Below are 24585 nucleotides of genomic sequence, written 5' to 3'. Positions count from 1 at the left end.
AACATACAATCATTCAATATCATAAGTAAGGATGACGTGTATATTGAATAGTTAATCGTTAAATCATGGCAGTACACACAGAAGCATTGGTTCAATACTTTCGCCATTAACATCAACCGTATAAACCATAATCATCGCTTGTAGTTTTGAATATTGGTCGTTCCAATACAAAAAAATAATTGGCAGAGCGTCAGTCTTGCGATTAGTCTTGAGCAGTCACGTTCATTTTAGCGCTGTTCCATTCTCCTTTCCTTTCCTATCAGCTTGTCATTTTGCGCGCTACAGCCATTTTTCTAAAAAACGTAAAGCCTCATGCCTCATTACAGCCGTTTCAAAATGCCCGGAAGCGGAACGGACCATCCGGTATCGGTCTGATGCCCCCTGTTCTTGATACAAAGCCGTTAAGGCCGTTTCGATTTTGTTCATCCCCTTAACAGGCGTCAAGCGGTCATGCTCTCCTACAAGGCTTAGATGCGGACGCGGAGCGATCATGCTTTGAATATCTGACGCGGAAAAATGCTTCGCGAGGGAAGGAACATAATAGTAAATGCCGTGGCGGTCGAGGTCCTGTGTTTCAATCAGCGTTTCATGATCAACCTGGCTGCATATATCCACACAGACCTTAATCCGGTCATCAAGCGCCGTCGTCCACCATGCCATTAATCCGCCCATAGACATTCCGATTGTCCCGATTCTGTCAGGCAAAATATCAGGACGGGTCTGTAAATAATCAATCGCTCTCATGCTGTCATATACCATCATGCCCCACATCACCCTGCCGGTCAGAAGCATTTCTTTAAAGATTCCGCTCTCTGTTTTCCCCCTCCTGTCTCCAAACCCCCAATGGTCAAGCGCAAGTACGGCATATCCCCGTGATGTGAATTCTTCAGAAAATGAAGGCGCTTTCAAATATTCCGCACCTTCCGTTAACTCTCTCTTCCCCCTCTCGTAACGCCCCCCATGTGAATGCTGAAACAATACCGCAGGCATTTTGTCTGTTCTGTTTTTTGGTTTTACAAAATAAGCGGGTACTTTTTCAATTCCATTCAAATCAAGAAGCAGCGTTTCGAGAATATCATTCTCTCTTTCTTCTGTTGTTAATGTACTGATACTCATTTTCCGCTTTTCAGGCAGATCACCAAGCAAATGTAAAAGCTGCTCTCTTTTCATATCTTTCATCGTCTCACCCTTTCTTTATCTTCACAATACGATGCAAATTAGGTTTTTCCTTTATTTTCATATACCGAGAAATCAGAATTTATTAAACCTTCACTAAAAATGACTGAAAAATATCTAAATATATCCTTCGAAAGCGTTTACTTCCCTGTGTTAGGATCACTTTAATAAAACAAACGCCTAACTTTTTAGTGAATATTTTCCAACAGAAAAGGAGTTCCATGATGGTTCGTATAAAAGATATTGCCTCCAAGGCCAACGTTTCCAACGGGAAAAAGTCATTAACCATTTATTCACAATGTCTACAGACAGTGAAAAAGAAACGTTCAGAAAACTGGCCGCCGAGTTTGCACAAGAACTTGACTAACATCCGCGTGATGATTCATTTCCCAGGTAATGACTATGAAAATATGATGGGGGTGAGAGTAGCCGCCAATGATCTGAAAATAGAATTATACCTTCAACATCATTCTCACTGTTTTAAGGGTATGTCCCTCAAAGTCTTCATCAAATTCCATATAAAAAAAGATGAAAAAGAACATGAAGGAACAATGCTCTTTTTCACCTTTTTCTTTATATCCAACCACTAGTTTTTCGGCTTTGTTTCGCCTTCCCAGTCGAGCATGCCGCCTTCAACATTCACTGTTTTATAGCCTTGCTCCTGTAAATACATACAGACGTTCATGCTCCGCTTTCCGGAACGGCAGATAAAGACATACTCCTTTTCTTTATCAAAAGCATCCATTTTTTCAGGAATATCACCCATGCGGATATGGACCGCCTCAGGAATCATGCCTTCCGCTACTTCTTCATCTTCTCTCACATCAATGAGATAAAGCTCTTCATCAGCTTTTAATTTTTCTTGAAGTTCAACTGTGCTTATTTCTTTTATAGTCAATGAAAAACACTCCTTATTGTCTTGATGCCTCTAAGTATAGCAAACGCAGTCCGGCTATAGCTATTCCACAGCTTGATTTCCCCTATAAAAAAATCCCCTTCCGGTAAGTGTGGAAGGGGATCTCATCTGTTTCTTAGTTGGCGACAATATTCACTAATTTTCCTGGTACTGCAATCACTTTACGGATCGTTTTTCCTTCAAGCTGCTCTTTGACCTTTTCGTCGTCTTTTGCAAGCTGCTCCAATTGATCCTTCGTTGCATCAGCCGGAACCTGTAACTTCGCTTTGACTTTACCGTTCAGCTGTACCACGATTTCGATTTCATCGTCGATTAATTTCGTTTCATCATATACAGGCCAAGATTCATATGCAATGGAACCTGTGTGTCCGAGTCTTGTCCATAATTCTTCAGCAAGGTGAGGCGCAACCGGGGAAAGAAGCTTCACAAAGCCTTCCACGTATTCTTTAGGAAGCTCTGACGCTTTATAGGCCTCATTGATAAAGACCATGAGCTGTGAAATTCCCGTGTTGAAGCGCAAGCCTTCATAATGGTCAGTCACCTTCATCACTGTTTCATGATACACACGCTCCAGTGTCTCGCCGGCACCTTCTGTTATTTTACTATTGAGCTCTCCGCTGTCTTCAATAAACAAACGCCATACACGGTCCAGGAAGCGGCGTGCACCGTCCAGCCCCGACTCTGACCAGGCAATTGAAGCATCAAGCGGTCCCATAAACATTTCATACAATCTGAGTGTATCAGCGCCATGGGAGGAGACAATTTCATCCGGATTGACGACATTGCCTTTTGATTTGCTCATTTTCTCATTGTTTTCCCCAAGAATCATTCCTTGGTTATAAAGCTGCTGGAACGGTTCTTTCGTCGGTACAACGCCGATATCATAAAGGAATTTATGCCAGAAACGCGCATAAAGAAGATGCAGCACCGCATGCTCCGCTCCGCCGATATACATGTCAACCGGAAGCCACTTATCCAATTTTTCAGGAGAAGCGAGCTGATCCGGATTGTGCGGGTCAATATAGCGAAGGAAATACCAGCAGCTTCCAGCCCATTGCGGCATGGTGTTGGTTTCTCTTCTGCCTTTTTTCCCTGTTTCAGGGTCCGTCACTTCAACCCAGTCCTTAATATTGGCAAGCGGCGATTCTCCGGTTCCGCTCGGCTTGATTTCACTTGTTTTCGGCAGAATCAGCGGCAGCTCCTCTTCCGGCACTGCTGTTGATGTTCCGTCTTCCCAATGAATGATCGGAATCGGCTCGCCCCAATAGCGCTGGCGGCTGAAGAGCCAGTCGCGCAAACGGTATGTGACCTTTTTCTCGCCGTGTTTCGTTTCTTCCAGCCAAGCGATCATTTTTTCAATTGCTTCCTGCTTGCCGAGGCCATTAAGGAAATCAGAATTGACATGCTCTCCGTCTCCGGTGTATGCCTCTTCTTCTACATTACCGCCTTTAACCACTTCTTTAACAGGAAGGCCGAATACTTTGGCGAATTCAAAATCGCGCTCATCATGTCCAGGCACAGCCATCACAGCGCCCGTTCCGTATGACGCAAGCACATAATCTGCGATCCAGATCGGCATTTTTTCCCCGTTCACAGGGTTAATGGCGCAGGCTCCGGTGAAGACGCCTGTTTTTGTTTTTGCAAGATCTGTACGTTCAAGATCGCTCTTCGATTGAACTTCTTTGATATAAGCATCTACAGCTTCTTTCTGTTCAGCGGTTGTGATTTTTTCTACCAAAGCGTGTTCCGGAGCAAGAACAGTGTATGTAGCGCCAAACAGCGTATCAGGTCTTGTCGTAAACACAGTAAAGGATTCATGATGGCCTTCAATATCAAAATGAACGTGTGCGCCTTCAGAACGTCCGATCCAGTTGCGCTGCATGTCTTTAATGCTTTCCGGCCAGTCAAGCTCTTCCAGATCATCGAGAAGCCTGTCCGCATAAGCAGTAATTTTCAGCATCCATTGCCTCATCGGCCGTCTTTCTACAGGATGGCCCCCGCGTTCGCTTTTTCCGTCAATAATTTCTTCATTTGCAAGCACCGTTCCGAGTGCAGGACACCAGTTCACAGGAACCTCATCAACGTACGCCAGCCCTTTTTCATAAAGCTTTAAGAAGATCCACTGCGTCCATTTATAATAACCGGGATCAGTCGTATTGATTTCACGGTCCCAATCATAAGAAAAGCCGAGCGCCTGAATTTGGCGGCGGAAGTTATCTATGTTCTGCTTTGTGAAGATAGCGGGATCGTTCCCCGTATCGAGCGCGTATTGCTCCGCAGGCAGGCCGAACGCGTCCCAGCCCATCGGGTGAAGAACATCGTACCCCTGCATCCGTTTCATACGGGACAGAATATCCGTCGCAGTATAGCCTTCAGGATGGCCGACATGCAAACCGGCTCCTGATGGATAAGGAAACATGTCCAGCGCGTAGAACTTTGGTTTTTCATTATCTTCAAGAGTGGCAAAGGTTTTATTCTCTAGCCAATAGTTCTGCCACTTCTTTTCAATTTCTTTATGCTGAAAACTCAACTTAAAAACCTCCTCCTTATTGAATACGGCGTTTATGTACAAGTATTGACGGGAACAGAAGAATTATATTCAGATTATTCTAAAACTAAAAAAAACTCCCTCATCCCAAAAAGGGACGAGAGACTTTCGTTTTCCCGCGGTACCACCCTCGTTAGCGCGGCTGATGCCGCACTCACTTGATACTTTTAACGCAGTTATGCGTCAGCGGCTTTCACCGCTGCAACTCTGAGGTGAGTTCAGAAACAAATTCGATTGACTTTCACCAGCCGTCAATTCTCTATAGCAAAATCTGTTTCTTACTGCTCCTCTTCACTGTTCTTATCGCAACCGTAATCTTATCTGTATTTTATAGAATTATGTTCATAAGTGCAAGCAGGTTTGTATACAATGGGAATGTACCCTGAACGGGCGCAGTAGAGGACAATTATTCGGGTGGAGGTTCATTTTGACGTTTGGAGCCGGTCGATGCACTATTTTGTTCTCTGACAAAGTCAAAGCTTCTTAGAACAGCTTCACCGCCGTAGCCTGAGATTATGGATAGGATGACGAGTTGGATTCCTGAATCGGGGTTAGCGGATAAGACAAGTAAGATGGAAGCAGCCATGCCGATAAACCAATCTTCCAAAAAACCGAGGTAAATGAACCGCTTTGTCATTCTGGGTTTCTCCAGCCTGCCTCTTTTTTTTACATGACCGAGAATCCCCATTATTCCTCCAATCACACAAGCAATTAAAACCTGATGCAGCATCTTCATCATCACCTTCCTAAAGCCCTTATTTAGTAAAGCGACTTCAGGCCATCCAGCCCCCTTAAACTTTTCCGATGATTTTTCGATATCTACATACTGGCGAATCTGCAAGAAAGTAAAAAAGCTTGTTTCTTCCATTATATGTGAACACATGATCGGTAAGCTTGATGCATTAGATTCATTTTTTTCCAGTGACAATGACCTAGTTATTTATTCAGCACTTATTTTGATCCCGCTCAAGTGTTCAAATTGGTTTCTTATCTTTAGTTTATACGAGGACAAGCCTGAATGACAAACGCTGAATGCGGCTGCTTGAACAAGAACATATGTTATGCTACGGTTACTGTAGGGTTTATAAATGAAGGGGACTTGATTTTACGGAACAATGTGGCTTTAGGCAATGATACCGACAGCCGAAAAGGGGGTTTATATGGCTAGCTCAAATATCTTTGGAATGCAGGAGCAGCTTGAATTAATTAAAAAAGCGCTTGATCATGCGCGCGTTGGTGTGGTGATGACAGACCCCGCCCTCGAAGACAATCCCATTGTGTATGTCAACAACGGATTTGTTCAATTGACCGGATACTCGCCGGACGAGATATTAGGGAAGAACTGTCGTTTTTTACAAGGAAATCAGACAGACGCTCAAGAAGTGGCCAAGATCAGAACCGGTTTAACAAACAAACAGCCGATCACCGTTCAATTACAAAATTATAAAAAAGACGGGACGATGTTTTGGAACGAACTGAATATTGATCCAATATACATTGAACAAGAAGATAAAACATATTTTGTCGGATTTCAAAAGGACATCACTCAGCAAAAAGAGTATGAAAAACTGCTCGAAGATTCACTCGCAGAAATCAGTACACTGTCAACTCCCGTCGTCCCGATACGAAACGGCATTTCAGCACTGCCGCTTATCGGCAATTTGACAGAAGAGCGCTTTGAATCCATTGTTTGTACGCTGACTAACATATTAGCAACATCAAAAGATGATTATTTAATTATCGATTTGTCAGGTTTAGTGGGGGTAAATGAACAAACCGCTGACCAAATCTTCAAACTGCATCATTTGCTCAAATTGACAGGCACAGAGCTTATTATTACAGGCATCAAACCGGTACTTGCCATGAGGATGAACCAGTTGAATGCAAACTTTTCTTCTTTGAAGACATACTTAAATGTAAAAGACGCCGTCAACGTGCTTCCGGTTATGTAAAAAGATCCCGCCAATAGAGCGGGATCTTTTTTAGGAAGAGATTGTCCTTGTTTGATTGCCGTCATCAGATGATGGCAATCGCCTGTCATAAATCACTGTTGTGACGATACTTGCGAGAAGCAGAACCATCAACGCTATAATCAGGACATGAATGCCATACTTATCAACAAGCACTCCGCCAAACAAAGGCCCGATCATTCTCCCTCCAGTTGCCGCGCTGTTGACAAATCCTTGATAAAATCCTTCTTTGCCTTTAGGCGCAAGCTTATTGGCAATGGTCGGCACCGCAGGCCAGACCAGCATTTCCCCGATGGTCAGGATAATCATTGCCGCAAGAAACATGTGAAATTGTTTCGCTGCAAGCAAAATACCATACGACATGATAAATATCACGAAGCCGATCACCATTTGGGCTTTGAGTGATTCAGCCCATTTTTTCACCAAGAAACCGACCAGCGGCTGTCCAAACACAATTAATATTCCATTAACAGTCCAAAGCACACTGTATAATGAAAGAGACATTCCTATACTTTGCGTGTGCGAAGCGATTGTGGTGGACCACTGTGAATAAGCGACCCAGCCCAGCACATACCCGCTGCTCAATATCATAAGCGCCGTAAATGAGGCTCTGCTGCTCACAGGCTCAAAATCAAGGATAGACGTTTGTGCCGCTTGCTTCGACTGAATATTTCGAAATCCGAAATATACGATAAAGAAAAAAACAGCGTACAGCATGGCATTTGCCATAAACACATACGTAAATGAGAAAGCAGCAACCGCGCCTCCAAGCGCCGAACCAACGGCAACTCCGGCATTTTGCGCCACATATATGGCATTAAACGCCTTTCTTCCCCCTTCCGGCCAAATCGAACCGGCCATTGCATAGCTCGCAGGGAACACGACGCCGGAACCAAACCCAACGATCGTAAGAAGCCAAATATAATACGGCCACTGATGAAAAAAGATGAGACCTAATAGACTAACTAGCGTGATCACAATTCCAAGCATAATCGTTTTATAACCGCCGATTTTATCAAACAAGACGCCTCCGGATAAATTACCCACGACACTTGCGCCGGAATTCAGCATGAGAACAAGCCCCGCTACTGTTAACGATTTCCCCAAATGATTGTGAATATATATAGTATTAAGCGGCCAAAGAAAAGACGCTCCCGTTACATTCATAAACATTCCAATTACCAAAATTTTCAAAGCGCGCGGCATATTGATCCCCCTTTCTTTATAAAAAACACGTAAAAACACGGAGTCCGCATAACGTCCCCGTGTTGAATCCAGATATTACAGCCAACCTTTATTCTATCCGCCTCACACAATTTTTTCAACATATGAAAATAAAATAATGATATCCAATTTTTAAACAAAAATGTAAAATGAATAGTAATCATATAAAAAGGGGTTTCGTTATGGCAAATATGTTAGCTGTTTTCGGTTTTCTCGCACTGCTCGTATCACTAGGTTACGGTTTGTTCCACCTGGTCAGAATATTGTCTAAAAAGGAAAAAACATTTTCAAAGACATTTTTCTGGCCGCTTTTTGTCGGAGGTCTGGCTCTGTTAATAGCCGGGGCATCCTTTATGGAGCCGGATTCAAATACAGCCAAGGCCGATGATGAAAAGTATTCCGCTCTCCAAACCTCATACAAAAAACTTTCAAAAGAGCATGACACTTTAGAAAAGGAATACGAAACAATCAGTGCAAACGCTGAAAAAGACCTAAACGCCAGCACTGAAAAGCTGAAAAAAGAAAATAAAGAACTGAAAAAGAAACAAGAAACACTGCAAGCGGAGAACAAAGAACTCAAAGAGAAACAAACCTCATTGAATGAGGACAAGGAAACATTGCGAACGGAAAATAAAAAATTGCAAACAGGGAAAGAAAAGCTGGAACAGGAGTTAAAAGAGGCTAAAACGGCGACAGCCAGTTCAGAAGAACATTCTTCAAACACAGCCCCCTCCTCAGGAAGCACAAATAAGAACAGTTCGGAACCAACCGCCGAGACAAATAAAACGTGTGACATTAAAGGCAGCAAAAGCGGTATCTACCACACTCCAGGCAGTACATACTACGACCGGACGACAGATCCTGCTGAAATGTTTTGCTCAGTTGAAGACGCTGAGGCAGCCGGGTACCGGGCGCCGAAAAGATAAACAAAAAGCTCCAGTTTTTCTGGAGCTTTTTGTTTTACAACGCCGACTTAATCACTTTCTTATAATATAGAACAGACAGGATGCCAAAAATAGAATACAGGGCGGTATATAACACCATCACCATAATCATTGGCGTCCACACCTCTGATCCGAATAAAAACCAGCCGGATTGAACTGCAAAATAACTGTGGAAGAGGCCGATCACCAATGGGATGCCAAAGTTATAGATCTGTTTCATGCGTATTCCCTTCAACAAGTCTCCCTGTGTGAAACCGAGTTTTCTTAAGATTGTATAATTCGGTTTTTCTTCTTCACTTTCATCCATTTGTTTAAAATAAAGGATACAACCCGATGTGATCAGGAACGTTAATCCTAAAAAACCAACGATAAACATGACAATACCAAAAAGAGATTTTTGCGCAATGCTTTCATCAAGCCTCGATAAATGCTGATCGCTTTTATTTACCTTTGCAAAAAGATCATTTGCCTTTTTCAACTGGTCTTCATTTTTCACATGAATTCCGATAGATGCAGAAGACTCTTTCTGGAGTTTAGGTTCTCTATCGTTTTTTAAACGTTTAAATAATGCATCATCCACAATCGCAACGGGCAATCCCCCGGCGGTAAATTTATAGGATAAGAGAAACTCTTTTCTTAACCCTGAATAGGTTAATGATTCAGTCTCATGCTGACCGCTTACTTTGACGCTGCCGGAATCTTTTAAAGACATCAATTTTTGTAAGAGATCCGTATAACCGGAGAAAATGGTTTCATCCGTTGACACGTCAACTCCGTCAATCTCTTTGTCACTAACCACAGCAAGCGGGGTTTTTTTCAGATTACCCTGTATATTTTCAGGATCTCCTTCCACAATGTTCTCGATGTTAAAATTCGCTTGCACAACATTGATTTCTTTTTTGCTATACGGAATGTCATTTTCGTTCAATATCTGCTCAAACTCTTTTGCATCATTTTGATTTGTCATGGAAAAATCTGCCGCCACATTTTGTTCAGCTGTTTTTTCCGCTGAATAATAGGAGATATAACATAAGGATAATAAACCGATCGCAAGTGCTGAAACAGTCGTAATAATCGTTAATAACAAAGCGCTCGATTTCATTCTGAACATAATTGATGAAAGGGATAATACTTCATAAATATTTAAGTAACCGCCCTTGCTTTTTCGGATGATATTAGAGAGAAAGCTGACTGAACCTTTATAAAAGAGATATGTGCCGATTATGACAGTCCCAAGAATAAAGCTCATCGCGAAGAAAAGTTCATTCATTGTCTTGAATTTCCCGCTAAATAACTCGGAAGAAACATAGTATCCTGACAAGATAAACACGATGCCGAGCGCCCCGACAATCATTTGCAGAATTGATATTTTTTTCACTTTATCTTCAGTGGAAGAAGTGACTTTAAACAGTGATAAAATACTTTGCCTTTTAATAAACGTATAATTCATGATCATAATCAAAAGGTAAATGCCGCAAAACACGATGATGGTTTGGATTAGCGCTTGTTGAGAAAAATGCAGTTTCGCTTCCGATTTGACGTCAACAATTTTAAACAAAATCATTACCACTAGTTTAGACATAGAAAATCCGGCAAAAACGCCGACGAATAGAGAACCGAAATATAACAGCACATTTTCCGCACTTAAAACACGAAAAATTTTATGCTTAGTCATTCCGATTAATTGAAATAGACCTATTTCTTTACTCCGTCTTTTAATAAAAATGGTATTGGCATATAACATAAAAATAGAAACAACAACAACGAGTAAGATGGATGCGGTTTTAATTGCCGCTGCGCCTTTAATAGACGCTTTCACTTCGTTAATTGCAGGATCATATTGCAGCGTAACAAATGCGAAATAAAGCGCAACGCTAAAGATTAACGCAAAAACATAGAGGTAATAATTCCGTATATTTTTTTTCAGGTTTCGATAGATAAGCTGATTAATGTTCATGCTGAACCCCGCCTAACACACCTTGCGTTTTCATAATATCCTGGAAGAACGCCTGCCTGTCTTGGCCGCCTTTATTGAGCTGTGTATAAATTTGGCCGTCCTTTATAAAAACGACTCTGCTGCAGTAGCTGGCGGCTACGGGATCATGGGTTACCATAATAATGGTGGCGTCGCGCTTTTGGTTTAATTGGCTCAGCTTGTTTAACAAATCAGATGCGGATTTTGAATCAAGCGCACCGGTCGGTTCATCAGCGAAAATAATGCTTGGTTCATGTATAAATGCTCTTCCTGCGGATGTACGCTGCTTTTGTCCGCCTGAAATTTCATTCGGGTACTTATCTCTCAAATCATAAATGCCTAGCTCCTTCGCTACTTCCTCAAACTTTTGATTGGCTTCTTTTTTAGACATTTTCGTAATAGATAGAGGCAGAAGGATATTCTCTTTCACTGTCAGTGTGTCTAACAAATTATAATCTTGAAAGATAAAGCCTAAATGCTGTTTCCGAAATTCAGCGAGCTCTTTTTCCTTCATATTGGTCATTTCATTTCCGTTAATATTAATGGTCCCGTGACTCACTTTATCAATCGAGGAAAGAACGTTGAGCAATGTTGTTTTACCTGACCCCGACGCTCCCATAATACTGACGAATTCTCCCTTTTGAATGTGGATATCAATGCCCTTTAGCACTTCTTGTTTATTTAGTTTATTTCCGTAGCTTTTTTGAAGTTTATTGGCTTCTAAAATCATCATGTCCCTAATCTCCTTTATGTTGGATAATCTTATTATAGAAAGGAATGCCAGGCTTTTCCTTCGATTAAGCGAACAAAAAAGTAAAGCATGTGACATTTTTGTCACACGCTTATGATGTTTACGAATTCATTCCGTTTCGGGAAGGTTAATGTAAAGCTCGTGCCCAGATTTGGTGTTGAGTGTACATTCATATGAATCAATAAGGGCTTTGCCGCTTTCTTCGCCAAATACAGCCCCATGCCTGTGGAAGCATGATCGTGATGTTTCGTTGTCGATGTAAACCCTTTGTCAAAGATGCGGGATATATCTTTAGGGTCAATCCCCCGCCCAAAGTCTTTCACTTCCAAGTGCGTCCGATCATTCTGCACATAACTTTTTATAACGATATCAGAGGCTTCGCTATATTTAATGGCATTGGTCAGAAGCTGTCTGATGATAAAGGACAGCCATTTCGCATCACTGAGAACTTCCGCTGTCTCCAGCTGAATGTCAAAGCCGATCCCTTTTTGAATACACCATGATTGTAAGTCCCGGATCTCTTTGAAAATCAAGGACTTGAGCTGAATGGTTTCTAAGGACAGATCATTTTCGATAAATGATATGCGTTTTTGATGAAGCTGCTGATCGAGAAGCAGATGAATACGCAGCCATTCATATGATAACGAGGATTTGAATGATTGATCTTCCATTCTCTCAATAATTAAATGCATCGCCGTTAATGGGGTTTTGACTTCATGAATCCAAGCCATGAGTTCATCTTTTTCATTCTCTAACATCAAGCGATTTTGTGACGCTGTTTGTTTCAATTGTTTCGTTTGGCCGGCGATGCTTCTCTCAATAATGGTTTCAAAAGGAGACTCAGGGTCATTGATACTTGTCACATCAAGATTGTTTTCCCATTCTTCGAGACTTTTATAAAATTTCGTTTCTTTATGGCAGCGGATCACGACAAAGATTGTAAACACGATAAGTGATAGGTAGACAATATAAAGGACCGGTTTAAATGGAATGGCCGAATCAATATAAGCAATAAGCAGGATGAGACACTGCTGAAATAAAAAAACAAGGATCCAGCTCCGCCTCTCGATCAGAAAGGATTTAATCATATAGACTGTCCTCTTCTTTCGCCATGTAACCTTGCCCGACCTTTGTCTCAATAAATTGCCCCAAGTCCAAAGTGTCCAATTTTTTCCGCAACCGATTTAAGTTAACCGTTAATGTATTATCGCTCACAAAACGTTCATCATTCCACAAGCTTCTTATTAGCTCTTCCCGGCTTACAATCTTATTTTTTTGTTCGATCAGCCGCTTTAAAATGAACATTTCGTTCTTCGTCAGCTCAATAGAACCTGTTTCATTGCTGACTAAATTTTGTTCAGAATCTACGGTCGCCCCGCACCATGTTTTAAGGACGATGGGTTCTGAATTGTAATGATACACGCGCCGAAAAATGGCTTGTATTTTCGCAATCAGAACATCAAAATGAAACGGCTTTTGGATAAAGTCATCGGCCCCAAGTTGCATAGACATCACCATATCTGCAGGATGATCTCGCGAGGATAAAAAGAGAATGGGAACATTAGACCGGGAACGAATCATCCGGCACCAATGAAACCCGTCAAATTTGGGCAGCTGAATATCAATAATGACGCAATCAGGTTTTATCGCCGTAAATTCTTGAATCACTTGACTGAAATCCTGAATGCCGTACACATCATAAGACCACCCGGTTAAACGCTCTTTGATTTCATAAAACAGCGACTCATCATCTTCAATCAGCAAAAGTTTAAACAATGGATTCACCGCACTTTTCACTTTGATAGGTGTATAGAGAAAAGCCGGCTGATTCAGCCGGCTGTTTCATTATTATAATTCTCTTCTTAACGCCGTCAAGACGTTTGTTTTTGTGGCTTTTCTGGCCGGGTTTAAGCCTGATATAATCGCAACCCCTGCGCTGATGACAGTCGCAATAATGACAAGGCTCAGCGGAATATAAGAGAACGTATAGTCCAATTCGCCCGCCGCGCCGGCTCCGGTTGATTCAAGGATGACCGGAACAGCCAGATTCACAATATAACTCACTCCGTAAGAAATAATAATTCCGATGACAGAACCTAAGATACCGATATATGCGCTTTCCATCAAAAACATTCTGCGGATAATAGACGGGTTTGCGCCGATTGCCTTCATGATCCCGATCTCTTGCGTCCGTTCTGTAACGGCCATTGTCATTGTATTAAAGATACCAATGGCAGAGATAATAACGGCTATGCATCCGACGAAGATCAGTCCGATTTTGAAGACCATAAAGAAGGTGTTTACGCCCTGCAGCTGTGTTGTGACCGACATGACGTTATAACCGGCATCAGTTAAATCATTTGTCAGCTGCTCTACATTATCAAATTTATCAGCATAAACGCTTACGCTTTTTTGAATACTTTCGCTATCTTTAGATAAATCAAGAAACTTGGAGAACTCCCCTTTAAACGCATCACTTACAAAAACAGATGAATCCTCCATCCAATCATTTTTCGGTTTCTTTGTAATGCCGACAACTTTAAAATCATATGTTTTCTCTGAAGTTTTGCCCGTTTTTTCATCAACTTTTGATACGTTCAGTTCGATGGTTTGGTTCAGAATATCCTTGGTATACCCTTTAGGCTCTTTCAATTCTGCATTATTCCCATTGTTCTCGTTTATTTGTTTTTCAAAGTCTTTTGATTCTTTTTCAGTCCACAAATATTTCGCAAAATCATATCCAACCACAATCTCATTTTCTGATTTTGCGACACGGCCTTTATCCAATTCCATATTTGATTTTAATTCATCACTCATATTAGTCAGCGTCAGGGACATATTTTCATTTGTTCTATTGTTTAATTTGGCTTTGACCGGTTCATGCACCTCTGTTCTTTCAACCACGGCTTTTGCGTGTTTAAATTTTTCTAACTCCGATTTTTTGACCGCTTTGCCATCATCTTTGCCGTAAACAGAAATTTTCGTGACAATTTGCTGGCTCATCGTCATATCGGTAATGGTCTTTTGAATCCCAAATCCGACAGACGATAATACAATTAAAAACGCACAGGCCATTGTTGTCGCAAGCACCGTCATGAAGACACGCAGCCTGTTTTTCTTCATATTTCTTCTGATAAAATCGACTTGATCCTTAAACCTCAACGGTAACTCCCCCTTTTAACACACCGTCATGCAGCTGGAATTTTGAATGGGCGATGGATGCAACCTCATCGTCATGGGTGATGATCACAAATGTAATCCCGCGCTCGCGGTTGAGCTGCTGAATAAATTCAAGCACTTCATGCTCTGTTTCTGAATCAAGGCTTCCCGTCGGCTCATCGGCTAAAATGATCGATGGATTCAAAATTAACGCCCTCGCGATGCTGACACGCTGCTGCTGGCCGCCGGACAGTTCATTCGGATAGTGGCTGGCATGGTTTTCGAGACCGACGCGCTTCAGCATGTCCTGTACTTTCTGCTTCCGCTCAGACGGCTTTACGCCTTTGAGCGCCAGCGGCATTTCCACATTTTCGTACGTCGTCAGGCTCCCAATAAGCTGAAAGCTCTGAAAGATAAAACCAAAATGCTCAAGACGGAAATTAGCCCATTCCTTTTCGTTAAAGCCGGTAACATCTGTGCCGTCAATAACGATTCTTCCTTTAGTTGGCGAGATGTACCCCGAAATGAGATTCAAGAGCGTCGATTTCCCTGATCCGCTCCGTCCGACGATACAGGCGATTTCTCCTTTAGACACCGTCAACGAGACGTCCTTTAAGACAGGGACCTCATTCTCTCTGCCTTTTTTGCCGATTTTAAATGAATGGTCGATATGCTGAACATCTATCATGTTTTTCTCTCCCTTACAGATGCTTTGTTTTTTTATAAATCGAAAAGTAGCTGATTAAAAATCCGACAACTGCGCCGATCATCATTCCGATGATGTAGCCAACAATAGATTGGCCGGCAGAATATCCGAAATAGCCGAACCCAAGAATTCCAAATGCAATCACGAGAATCTGAACAGGACGGTCAAACGCTTTCCACAAAAAGAAGCTTCCGTTTCGTTCGCTCGGATGTTTACTGAAACTGAAATATCCGATCAGATAAAAGATCATACTCATCGCTGCCGGAATAAGTAGGATATATTTGCTGTCTATGATCCAATCTGTTCCTCCATACACAATTGGGATAAAATAACCAAAAACTTCAAACGTGAGCACCTGATCCAATCTGTAAAGAATGGACCGACCAAAAATAATCTCAATATTAATAGCTGGTAAAGTTATGATTAAAAATGGTAAAATCGCGACAGTAAATCCCGTTAATAGCTGGGCAAAGACGTTTCCTGTTAAAGCGCCGGCAGCCATAACCAATGCATACGTCATAAAAGTAATAATCATCATTCCGACCACATAGTGGTGGAAAAACATTACAGAATCCGGTTTTAGCAAAAGGATAAGCAATTCAGAAAACAGATATCCAAGAAGCTGCGAAACCGTCAATACCGCGGCGCCCATAAAAAATTTCGCATTAAAAATCTGGCTTTTTTTATAAGGCAGGCTTAATGTAAAATCTAAAGTCCCTTTACTTCGTTCAATCCCGATCTGAGAGATCGCCAGCACAATGCCCGCCGCCCAGTTTATCTGCATCAGTCCGCCGGACGAATAATTGATAATATAAGTACAAGATTCGAGCATATTAGAATTAAGACAGCCTTGATAACTAAAATAATCACTCATAATCGAAAGTGGATTAATCAGCATCAAAAACGAAAAAATCACCAGCAGCACCACTTGATTCTGCTTCCATTCCTTAAACCACAGTCCGCGGTCTACCATCTGCGCTTCCCTCCAAACTTCGCTATGAATACTTCTTCTAAGTTGACAGGAAGTTCATGCCATACTTTTGGTTTCAGATCTTTTAAAAATTGCTTTTTCTTCTCATCTTTTTTCAGAATCAGAACGGTATAAAACACGCCCGCCTGGTCCAATAAAGGAATGTTTTGTTCTCTGATGGCCAAATTGACATCAGATTCGTATGCAATTTGAATTTTGATGTATTCTTCTTTCAATTCATCAAGATCCATAACATTTGTGAGCCTGTTATCTTCAAGAAAACCGATCCGATTGCACATTCTTTCAATGTCCTCAAGGCGGTGGGATGTAATCAATATACTCGTATCGCGCTCCGCCACTTCATCAATCATCAGCTGAAGCACATCGTGCCGTGTGACTGCATCAATACCGTCTGTCGGCTCATCAAGCAGAATGAGTGCAGGCCGGGCTGCAAAAGAAAGAACAAGTGACATTTGTTTTTTCAACCCTGTCGAAAGATCGCGGTATTTTTTTGTTTCCGGAATTTCATATCTGTTCATCAGCTCATTGGCATACGTCACATCAAAATTTGGGTAGATTCTTCTTAAAATGTCAACAAGCTGCTTATAAGTATATTTATCATAAAAAGGGTTCTGAACCGGCATATAAATCATGTTTTGCTTTACTTTCGGATGCTTTTTAATCTCCACATTATTGAATAAAATCTCACCCTGATCCGGAATGATGATTTGCTGGATTAAACGGAGCAAGGTTGTTTTTCCCGATCCGTTCCGTCCGAGGAGACCGAAGATTTCACCCTTCTCAATGGTCAGTGAGACATCTTTCAGCACTTCTTTTCCATCTATCGTTTTTGAAAGCTGCCGCAAATCAATCATTCCGTTTCCCTCCTTTTACATCAGCGCTGATTTCCTTTATCCATTCCTGGAGTTTCTCCAGCTCGACTCCCGCATAATGTGCATCGATGATGAGCTGCTTGAGTTGCTCTTTAATCATCGTCATCTTCCCTTCAACCAATGTCGTTTTTGCCTCTTCCGATATATAGGTTCCTCTGCCTCTCAGCGTTTCAATGATCCCTTCACGTTCAAGCTCCTTGTAGGCTTTGCTGACAGTGTTCGGATTGGCAATAATGATAGTCGCCAGTTCCCTGACAGAAGGAAGCTTATCTCCTGGGGCCATGATCCCTTTTAAACAAAGCTCTTTCATCTGCTGAATAATTTGCTCGTAAATCGGAGTTGAGCTTCTCGGATCGATTTGAATCATTTACTTCCCTTCTTTCTGTACGATCTGCAAACTCTTAAAAATAAAAATGGTCTTCGATACTTTTTTGCCATTCGAAACCGAGCATGACAAGAATAAGAAAAAAGGAACAGGCAATAACTGAAGCTGCTATCAGCATGGGCATGTTTCTCTTACGCGGCCTTTTGTTTTTCATTCGGTCGTCTCCTTTCATCAGCGTATGTATGTGATTTGGTTTCATTAGTGTTTGCCGTGTATTACATCAAGTAGTACACTTAATACAATAAACACACTGCTAGAAAAAGTCAATGACTTTTTTGCCAAAAAAAATGGACCCTCTCAAAAAGGGTCCATTCATTCTTTACTCATCGTAAGAACGCTGCAAAATCATATTGTTTTGCAGTGATTGAAGCTGAAGCCTCATCCGGTAAAGCTGCTCTCTTTGCTGGTCGTTTGATGACAAAGACAGCTTATTTAACTCATTCACCGCATTTTCCAGCTTCATTTGCGCTTCGCTGTATTCTTCCTCATTGTAATGCTCTTGTCTGGCGCTGATCTTAAATTGTTCAGAAGCAAATTCATATGCCTGTTCGCTTCGTTGGAGATGTTCATCTACAGATTGTCTTGTTGCCATAAAAAACCTCCTCCATAAAAGGCTTATGTATAGCTTTAACAATTAGATGAAATAAATAATAAGCAATAAGATACTCATTTAACTTTTTTTACATAAAAAATATCAATTAATATAATCTTTATAATATTCCTTCATTTTTCCCCTTTGTACTTTTCCACTCGTGGTTTTTAAAATTTTTCTTACTGGTATGATTTGATGTACTTCTAAGCCTAGCTGTTGGGAAATTACTTTCTTTATCTCCTGATCCACTAAAGTCATGTTAAAACTTTTTTTACACCTAAAAAAGAGAACAATATCCTCCTCACCTTTTACTTCATTATAAACTCCACAAGCAACTACATTTCCTAATTCAACCTCTTTTACATTTTCTGCAATTCTTTCTATGTCATGGGCATAATAATTTTGCCCATTTTTAATGATAATATCTTTAGATCTGCCTGTAACAACAAGACTACCTTCACGTATAAAACCTATATCTCCTGTATTTAGCCAACCATCTGGTGTCAAAATATCTTTTGTAGCACTTTCATTGTTATAGTACCCGGATGTTACATTGTCACCTTTTATTTGTATAAGACCTACATACCCATCTTTTAAAACATTATTAAGATCATCACAAATACGGAATACACAATTATTAACTGCAGTTCCAACTTCAACAAAAGTAATACTTTTTTCTTGATTAATTATCTCCCTCACTTTTTGACCAATACCAACTGAAGCCCTGTCAACATTGACAGGAACAAAAAGTTCTCCAACTTTAGGAACACTTACAGCAACGGTCGCTTCTGCCAAACCATATACAGTATTAAGCGCCTTAGCATTCAATTCAAATTGACTCATTTCCTGTAGAAAGTTGTTACATAATAAGGCAGAAATAGGTTCAGCCCCATTAGCGATAAGCCTTACGCACGATAAATCCCAATTATAAGAACCACTTTTCTTATAATGATCTAAAAAAAATTTAAAACCAAAGTTTGGTGAATAAAGCTGAGTAATTCGATGTTCATCTGCTTTCATTAACCACAAACTCGGTCTTCTTATAAAAACTGAAGTTGGTATAATATATTGCTGAATTTTTTTTAGAGTTGATGCTAAATGTACAGCTATGAGCCCCATATCATGTGTTAACGGCATCCAACTTAATGATGAATCAACATCTGTTGTCCCCCAAGCATCATTTAATGCTGATAAATTAGTAGTTAGATTTTCATGTGTCAAAACTACCCCCTTTGGATCCCCTGTAGTACCTGAAGAGAACTGAATAAAAGCAATATCATCAGGTTTAGGTGGCATTAATTCTCCGATCAAATCAGTATCAACTTGAATTTCATTTAATAGTATAGACTTATTTGACATAGCATCAGAAATATGCGATTCGGCAATCTCTTGTAAAGATGTTAGATTTTTTAAATCTGATATTATAAAAGGATTATTGAGGATTTTCCATATACGGATTACCTTTAATTTATTTTCAGAATTGTAACCTATACTTAAGGGAACAGGTATAATCCCACCCAAAATGCATGCCCAAAAAACTTGAATAAATGCAGTATTATCGGTTATTTGCAAAATTAATTCATCGTTTTTTTTCAGACCCTTCTTTTGTAACATACCAAGAACTTTTATTGATTTCTCATATAATTCATGATATGAAACATAAGTTTCATCATTAGCTCCGCTAATAAATGTAATACCTTTGTTATTCCGATTTTGTGCATCAGTTATTATATCGAAAACTGTATTATTCATTTTTTCTCCTCTATATCTATAATATTTTTAAAGTTTTCATTTAAGTTATCTAAAAGAAATTTTATTTTTTTTGTATTTAGGTAATAATAAGTCTTATTTTGAATTCGGGTACTTTGAACTAAACCTTGAATTGTCAAAACTCTCATATGATGAGATATTGTAGCATTTGTCAAATGTAATTGTTCTGCTATTTCGTTTGCATAAAGCTTTTTATTTTTTAATAAAATTAATATTTTAAACTTACTTTTATCAGATATTAATTTTAATAAATTCACTACTTGATCAATATCTATTTTTTCATTTTTAAATAGTTGGTCAACTTTATATCCAAGACCCAGATAAATTTCATCAATCTTTTTAGTTATAGTAGCTGTATACGGAATTAGAGTAGGATAGATGTTAATATAACTACAGTTTATATACTCTTTTCCCTTAATTGTTTCAATAATATGTTTTGGGAATTCATCATTAATATTCTTCAATTGATCAATCCAAATTTCTCTAAATGGTGTTAATATTGTTAAAGCATAATTAAGTCTATCATTAATGGATAGTAATCCTTTACAAAAGAGTTCTACATATATTTTTGGCGATTTTAAAACCTTAAATATAATCCATTTAAATTCATCTTTTATCTTCAACTCATTTAATAATGAAAAAGTCTTATCAATGTTACCTAAGTACCCGTCTAAGTTAGTTCTATCTGATTGTCCATTTAAATACAATAAAGATTGTAATATATTTGTTTGTACTTCTTCATCAGAATAATTCAATAAAAAATCTATGGTTTCGGAAAAGTTCTTGTTATAAATATCAGACACTTTAAAAAAGGAAGTTGCCAAACAAAAAATATTAGCATTAACAACATCCTTATATTCACAAAAACTTTCAAAATAAAAATTTAAATATTCTTCTTTTAAATTTATTTTTTTCAGTTCCTCTAACAATTGATAATATTCTTTTTCTAAAGTCAAATTCATTTCATTACAGTATTCTATAAAAAAATTAGTATGTTTTAAAAACAAAATCGAAGATATTTTATCGGAGAAATCAGCAGCATTTTCATTCAACCTTATTTTCATTTTAATAACTCCTTATATTACCTAAATAGTAGTATTAATTTTATACCTATTTTTTATATACTTAATTGAACAAGTTTCACCATGTCCTGGACAAACAATGGTATTTTCATTCATTTTATTCAGTAAATAAGAAATCGATCTTCGCAACAGTTCTCCATTACCTGTTTTTTTGTCAACTCCAGAATTTTCATCCTTAAACATAGTATCCCCTGTAAATAAAAATTCATCAATCTTTATACATATACTTCCAGACGTGTGACCTGGACAAAGGATAGGCAGAAATTCTAACCCTTTGAGTTTCATTATTTTATTTTCTTTAAGGAGAATATCACTTTTTTCGAATAAAAAGGATTTTCCCATGAGTGCCAACCCATTATTCACTAAATCCTTTGCAAAATTCAATTCTTTTTCATGTATTACAAAATTACATTTGAATTTTTCCTTTATTTCTTGAGCTGAATATGTATGGTCAAAATGAGAATGGGTAAATATAATATAATTAATTCCTTTAATTTTTTCTTTTTCACAGAATTGTGTTAAATATTTGATGCTAACCCCAGAGTCAATTAGAATTGTTTGTTCATTACTATTGATTAAATATGTGTTAGAAGTATTCACTCCGTTAGAAAATTTAAAAATTTTGTACTCAGCTGTTTCATATATTAGTTCATCTATTTCTACACACGTTTTAGTGTTTTGATTCACATAATCTAGTATTTCTCTTAGGCTTTCATTTTGAATAAAAGATTCTAATACTATATCTGGTAACTTATTCTTTATTTCATGATACATACTCACTAAGCTTAATGAATCTCCTCCAACCTCATAAATGTCTTGCTTTAAATCAATTTCTTTAACGCCAAAGGTCTTTGCCCATGCATCAACAATAATTTTTTCATTATCATTTAAAACAATGTCATCCTTTAACACATAATTTCTTCTTTCTTCATTATACCAACATCTTGTTTTTTTAAATGGATAAACAGGCAACGAGACAACCTGACAATCATTTTGATAAATTCTATGCCAGTTGATGTTTTTACCTTGGATATACTGTTTACAGATATTCTGTAAATCATGGTTAAGTGGATTAATCTCGCTCTCTATTTGTCCATATTCTATGTCACAAACATTGTTTAAAAATGTATCCTTCAGTTGGAAATTCTCATTCTCCTTTAGAAGCTCAGTTAGGCATTCATAGAGTTTTTTCATTAATTCTTCTTTATTTGAAGCTATAATAGCTAATCTATATTTGTTATGATCCCTTCTACAATTTAAAGTGTATGATACATCAGTTAAAATCAATTCTTGCTCGTTGTAAATAAAGTGATAAAATTCTTGTAATTTAATTTTCAAAATCTCTAGATCATTAGCAGATAATGTGAAAATCAAAGGCTTTTCTTTGGTTAAATTTCTTTCTTTCTTGTAATTAGAAATAATAATGTGACAGTTAGTTCCACTCATTCCAAAAGAACTTATACTTGCAAATAACCTTTCATTCTCATCTAAATTAACTTCTTGTTTATTTATGTATATTGGTGAGTCACTAAGGTCGATTTTTTTGTTAGGTGTATTAAAATTTATATTAGGAGGGAATTTTCTCTCATTTATTGCCAATATAGATTTCAGTAGTCCTGCTGCTCCAGAGGCACTGAGCAGATGACCTATATTATTCTTAACAGATCCTATAGGACAATATTGTTTTTTTGCTGTTCTGTCCTTTAAAACTTGACTCATCGCTTCCAATTCTATTAAATCACCTATAGCTGTTCCAGTTCCATGACCTTCTATAAACGATAGCTTATTAACATCTATATCAAATTTACTTAAATTTTCAGATATTAGATTTCTCTGGCCATCCAAACTAGGTGTAGCTATTCCAAGTGAATTTCCATGGTTTTGAATGCTGCTTGCCTCGATTACCGCATAGATATTATCCTTGTCTCTTAAGGCACTATATAAGGGTTTTAACACGAAAGAAATTATCCCCTCTCCAAAACCAGTTCCATCCGAGTCATCATCATATGCTTTTGTCCTATAATTCTTTGATTCAATCCCCAACTTTACATCATGTTGAAGAGGTATAAGATTTAAGTTACATCCACCAGCAATAGCCATTTCACATTCTTTGTATAAAATAGCCTTACATGCTTCATGAACGGCTACTAGAGATGACGAGCAAGAGGTATCTATGGTCAAACTTGGTCCTTTTAGATCAAAGTAATGTGAAACTCGACTAGCTATCATTGATGGCAAATTGTTTACAATACTAATTGGATCTCTAATTGATGAATCGTAAATAATCTTATCGTAATTATATATAGCATCACTATTACTACTTCCAACATATACACCAACATTTTGCCCTTTAATATGATTTGCTGTATATCCTGCATCCAATAAAGAATTAAAACTCGTTTCCAAAAACAGTCTTTGTCTAGGATCCATTAAACATGCTTCTTGATATGGAATTTTAAAATATCTATAATCAAATTTATCGACATCACTAACAAATGCCATTTGTTGATATCTTAAATTTTCTGAGTTAATACCTATATGGTTGAAAAAGTTATCACAATCTAACTTTCTGTCATTGTCAATATAATCTACACAATCCACTTTATTCATCAAATTATCCCAAAATTCTTTATAATCATTAGACTTAGGTAATTTTGAAGAAATACCAATAACAGCAACTTTATCTTTTATTTCTGTTCTATTAAATGTTTGTTGATCATTAGTATTAATGTGTTCAAATATATTGAACATAAGCTTGTTCTTCCTTTCTTTTAGAGCACCTCATCAAAAGGTGCTCTATTTTTAATTTAATTTGGAAATTACATCTATAAAGGTTTTAAAAAATAATTCCATCGATTCATTTTTTAATTTATCATTCGAATATATTATTGAAAGATGTATTTTTTTGTCCGTAGAATGAGTATATTCAAAAATAAAATCATAATACTTACTCAGATTATGTTGTATATTTTCTAAGTAATCTCCATTTATTATTATTACATTTATAGAAGAAGAGTTGTTTTTTAAATTTATTTTTTTTGTATATTGGAATTTACTGTGGAAACTTTTTTCAATAGAGTTACTTTTTATGAAATTTCTTAGTTCTTCAAGACTTTGATAGTTTTTTGTTACTACTTTTTCAAACATTATAAAGCTGTTGTTTTGCAAATTAGATATAAAGTATTCTTCTTTTTCTACAAAGCTTGATAATAAATACAGAAAAGTATTAACAATGTTAGACTCTGTTTCCTTATTAAGGATTAAGTTTATTTTTTTTCCAAAACAATAATTTTCTTACTCTCATAGTTATCTTCGTTATTTAAGATTTTTTGAGGAACTTCTATTGAATCTAAAGGTAAATTAGAAACTGAATTTGTTTGACTATTTAAATACTGAGATATTTGTTCTATACTTTGATATTTAAATAAATCAGCGATGTTTAAATCTTTATAATCATTCTGCATTTTTGAATAAAGCAGCGATAAGGTGATTGAGTTGCCACCTAATTCAAAGAAGTTATCATT

At 38.2% G+C, this 24585-nt stretch carries 23 protein-coding genes, 1 pseudogene and 1 other annotated feature; of the genes and pseudogenes, 3 read left to right on the top strand and 21 right to left on the bottom strand.

Annotated features, from left to right (window positions below):
- Positions 1 to 279: 279 nt before the first annotated feature.
- The gene (locus GXP75_RS10630) at positions 280 to 1179 is read right to left on the bottom strand and encodes a dienelactone hydrolase family protein (protein ID WP_242556779.1); all 900 of its coding nucleotides are present in this window, start codon (positions 1177 to 1179) and stop codon (positions 280 to 282) included.
- A 269-nt stretch (positions 1180 to 1448) separates the two neighbouring features.
- On the opposite strand from GXP75_RS10630, the pseudogene GXP75_RS10625 reads away from it, so the two are divergent.
- Positions 1449 to 1619: pseudogene (locus GXP75_RS10625) on the top strand (ABC transporter substrate-binding protein); the annotation flags it as partial.
- A 143-nt stretch (positions 1620 to 1762) separates the two neighbouring features.
- Here GXP75_RS10625 and GXP75_RS10620 read toward each other — a convergent pair.
- From GXP75_RS10620 to GXP75_RS10610, 3 genes are all read right to left on the bottom strand, one after another.
- Positions 1763 to 2074 carry a rhodanese-like domain-containing protein gene (locus tag GXP75_RS10620; RefSeq protein ID WP_061571886.1) on the bottom strand — a complete coding sequence of 104 codons (312 nt, stop codon included), beginning with the start codon at positions 2072 to 2074 and terminating at the stop codon, positions 1763 to 1765.
- Positions 2075 to 2207: 133 nt separating this feature from the next.
- On the bottom strand, positions 2208 to 4622 hold the full coding sequence (gene leuS / locus GXP75_RS10615; protein WP_061571887.1) for a leucine--tRNA ligase: 2415 nt from the start codon (positions 4620 to 4622) through the stop codon (positions 2208 to 2210).
- A gap of 108 nt (positions 4623 to 4730) precedes the next feature.
- Positions 4731 to 4944, bottom strand: a binding site (T-box leader).
- A 102-nt stretch (positions 4945 to 5046) separates the two neighbouring features.
- A complete protein-coding gene (locus tag GXP75_RS10610) occupies positions 5047 to 5376 on the bottom strand; it encodes a DUF4257 domain-containing protein (RefSeq protein WP_010789560.1) in 330 nt (109 codons plus the stop codon).
- Between the two features lie 424 nt (positions 5377 to 5800).
- Between GXP75_RS10610 and ytvA the strand changes: the two genes are divergently transcribed.
- Complete coding sequence (gene ytvA, locus GXP75_RS10605) at positions 5801 to 6592, top strand: YtvA family blue-light photoreceptor (protein WP_242556778.1); 792 nt, start codon at positions 5801 to 5803, stop codon at positions 6590 to 6592.
- Between the two features lie 30 nt (positions 6593 to 6622).
- Here the strand turns inward: ytvA and GXP75_RS10600 are convergent, their stop codons facing one another.
- The gene (locus GXP75_RS10600; protein ID WP_214914012.1) at positions 6623 to 7816 is read right to left on the bottom strand and encodes an MDR family MFS transporter; all 1194 of its coding nucleotides are present in this window, start codon (positions 7814 to 7816) and stop codon (positions 6623 to 6625) included.
- A 200-nt stretch (positions 7817 to 8016) separates the two neighbouring features.
- Here GXP75_RS10600 and GXP75_RS10595 point away from each other — a divergent pair, with 200 nt between their 5' ends.
- Complete coding sequence (locus tag GXP75_RS10595) at positions 8017 to 8760, top strand: sunset domain-containing protein (RefSeq protein ID WP_214914014.1); 744 nt, start codon at positions 8017 to 8019, stop codon at positions 8758 to 8760.
- Positions 8761 to 8794: 34 nt separating this feature from the next.
- Here the strand turns inward: GXP75_RS10595 and GXP75_RS10590 are convergent, their stop codons facing one another.
- The 16 genes from GXP75_RS10590 to GXP75_RS10515 form a co-directional block, all read right to left on the bottom strand.
- Complete coding sequence (locus GXP75_RS10590; RefSeq protein ID WP_242556777.1) at positions 8795 to 10735, bottom strand: FtsX-like permease family protein; 1941 nt, start codon at positions 10733 to 10735, stop codon at positions 8795 to 8797.
- Positions 10725 to 11486, bottom strand: coding sequence for an ABC transporter ATP-binding protein (locus GXP75_RS10585; protein WP_214914018.1), 762 nt, complete (start codon positions 11484 to 11486; stop codon positions 10725 to 10727). The genes GXP75_RS10590 and GXP75_RS10585 overlap by 11 nt, the downstream gene beginning before the upstream one ends.
- Positions 11487 to 11587: 101 nt before the next feature.
- On the bottom strand, positions 11588 to 12592 hold the full coding sequence (locus tag GXP75_RS10580) for a sensor histidine kinase (RefSeq protein WP_242556776.1): 1005 nt from the start codon (positions 12590 to 12592) through the stop codon (positions 11588 to 11590).
- A complete protein-coding gene (locus GXP75_RS10575) occupies positions 12585 to 13280 on the bottom strand; it encodes a response regulator transcription factor (protein WP_003324974.1) in 696 nt (231 codons plus the stop codon). Before GXP75_RS10575 ends, GXP75_RS10580 begins: the two co-directional genes overlap by 8 nt.
- A 72-nt stretch (positions 13281 to 13352) precedes the next feature.
- The gene (locus tag GXP75_RS10570; protein WP_242556775.1) at positions 13353 to 14666 is read right to left on the bottom strand and encodes an ABC transporter permease; all 1314 of its coding nucleotides are present in this window, start codon (positions 14664 to 14666) and stop codon (positions 13353 to 13355) included.
- The gene (gene ytrE / locus GXP75_RS10565) at positions 14656 to 15351 is read right to left on the bottom strand and encodes an ABC transporter ATP-binding protein YtrE (protein WP_003324971.1); all 696 of its coding nucleotides are present in this window, start codon (positions 15349 to 15351) and stop codon (positions 14656 to 14658) included. Before ytrE ends, GXP75_RS10570 begins: the two co-directional genes overlap by 11 nt.
- 13 nt (positions 15352 to 15364) lie before the next feature.
- Complete coding sequence (locus tag GXP75_RS10560; protein WP_242556774.1) at positions 15365 to 16342, bottom strand: ABC transporter permease; 978 nt, start codon at positions 16340 to 16342, stop codon at positions 15365 to 15367.
- The gene (locus GXP75_RS10555; RefSeq protein WP_010789573.1) at positions 16336 to 17214 is read right to left on the bottom strand and encodes an ABC transporter ATP-binding protein; all 879 of its coding nucleotides are present in this window, start codon (positions 17212 to 17214) and stop codon (positions 16336 to 16338) included. Before GXP75_RS10555 ends, GXP75_RS10560 begins: the two co-directional genes overlap by 7 nt.
- The gene (ytrA, locus tag GXP75_RS10550) at positions 17207 to 17599 is read right to left on the bottom strand and encodes a GntR family transcriptional regulator YtrA (protein WP_010789574.1); all 393 of its coding nucleotides are present in this window, start codon (positions 17597 to 17599) and stop codon (positions 17207 to 17209) included. Before ytrA ends, GXP75_RS10555 begins: the two co-directional genes overlap by 8 nt.
- Positions 17600 to 17633: 34 nt before the next feature.
- The gene (locus GXP75_RS10545; RefSeq protein WP_010789575.1) at positions 17634 to 17771 is read right to left on the bottom strand and encodes a hypothetical protein; all 138 of its coding nucleotides are present in this window, start codon (positions 17769 to 17771) and stop codon (positions 17634 to 17636) included.
- A gap of 165 nt (positions 17772 to 17936) precedes the next feature.
- Positions 17937 to 18209, bottom strand: a complete 273-nt coding sequence (locus GXP75_RS10540) for a YtzC family protein (RefSeq protein WP_003324965.1) — start codon at positions 18207 to 18209, stop codon at positions 17937 to 17939.
- Positions 18210 to 18311: 102 nt separating this feature from the next.
- Positions 18312 to 19961 carry an AMP-binding protein gene (locus tag GXP75_RS10535; protein ID WP_242556773.1) on the bottom strand — a complete coding sequence of 550 codons (1650 nt, stop codon included), beginning with the start codon at positions 19959 to 19961 and terminating at the stop codon, positions 18312 to 18314.
- Positions 19958 to 21043, bottom strand: a complete 1086-nt coding sequence (locus GXP75_RS10530; protein ID WP_242556772.1) for an ArsR/SmtB family transcription factor — start codon at positions 21041 to 21043, stop codon at positions 19958 to 19960. Before GXP75_RS10530 ends, GXP75_RS10535 begins: the two co-directional genes overlap by 4 nt.
- A gap of 21 nt (positions 21044 to 21064) precedes the next feature.
- Positions 21065 to 23812: a beta-ketoacyl synthase N-terminal-like domain-containing protein gene (locus GXP75_RS10525; protein ID WP_242556771.1), complete on the bottom strand. Its 2748-nt coding sequence runs from the start codon at positions 23810 to 23812 to the stop codon at positions 21065 to 21067.
- 51 nt (positions 23813 to 23863) lie between these two features.
- Entirely contained in the window at positions 23864 to 24229 is a 366-nt protein-coding gene (locus GXP75_RS10520) for a hypothetical protein (protein WP_242556770.1), read from the bottom strand.
- A gap of 98 nt (positions 24230 to 24327) precedes the next feature.
- Positions 24328 to 24585: phosphopantetheine-binding protein (locus tag GXP75_RS10515; RefSeq protein WP_242556769.1), on the bottom strand; the 258-nt coding region annotated here is incomplete at its 5' end.

It is taken from the genome of Bacillus sp. HU-1818 (assembly GCF_022695965.1).
Classification (GTDB): Bacteria; Bacillota; Bacilli; order Bacillales; family Bacillaceae; genus Bacillus; species Bacillus atrophaeus.
The sequence above is the reverse complement of the archived record's forward strand: the minus strand, read 5'-3'. Positions and strand labels throughout refer to the sequence as shown.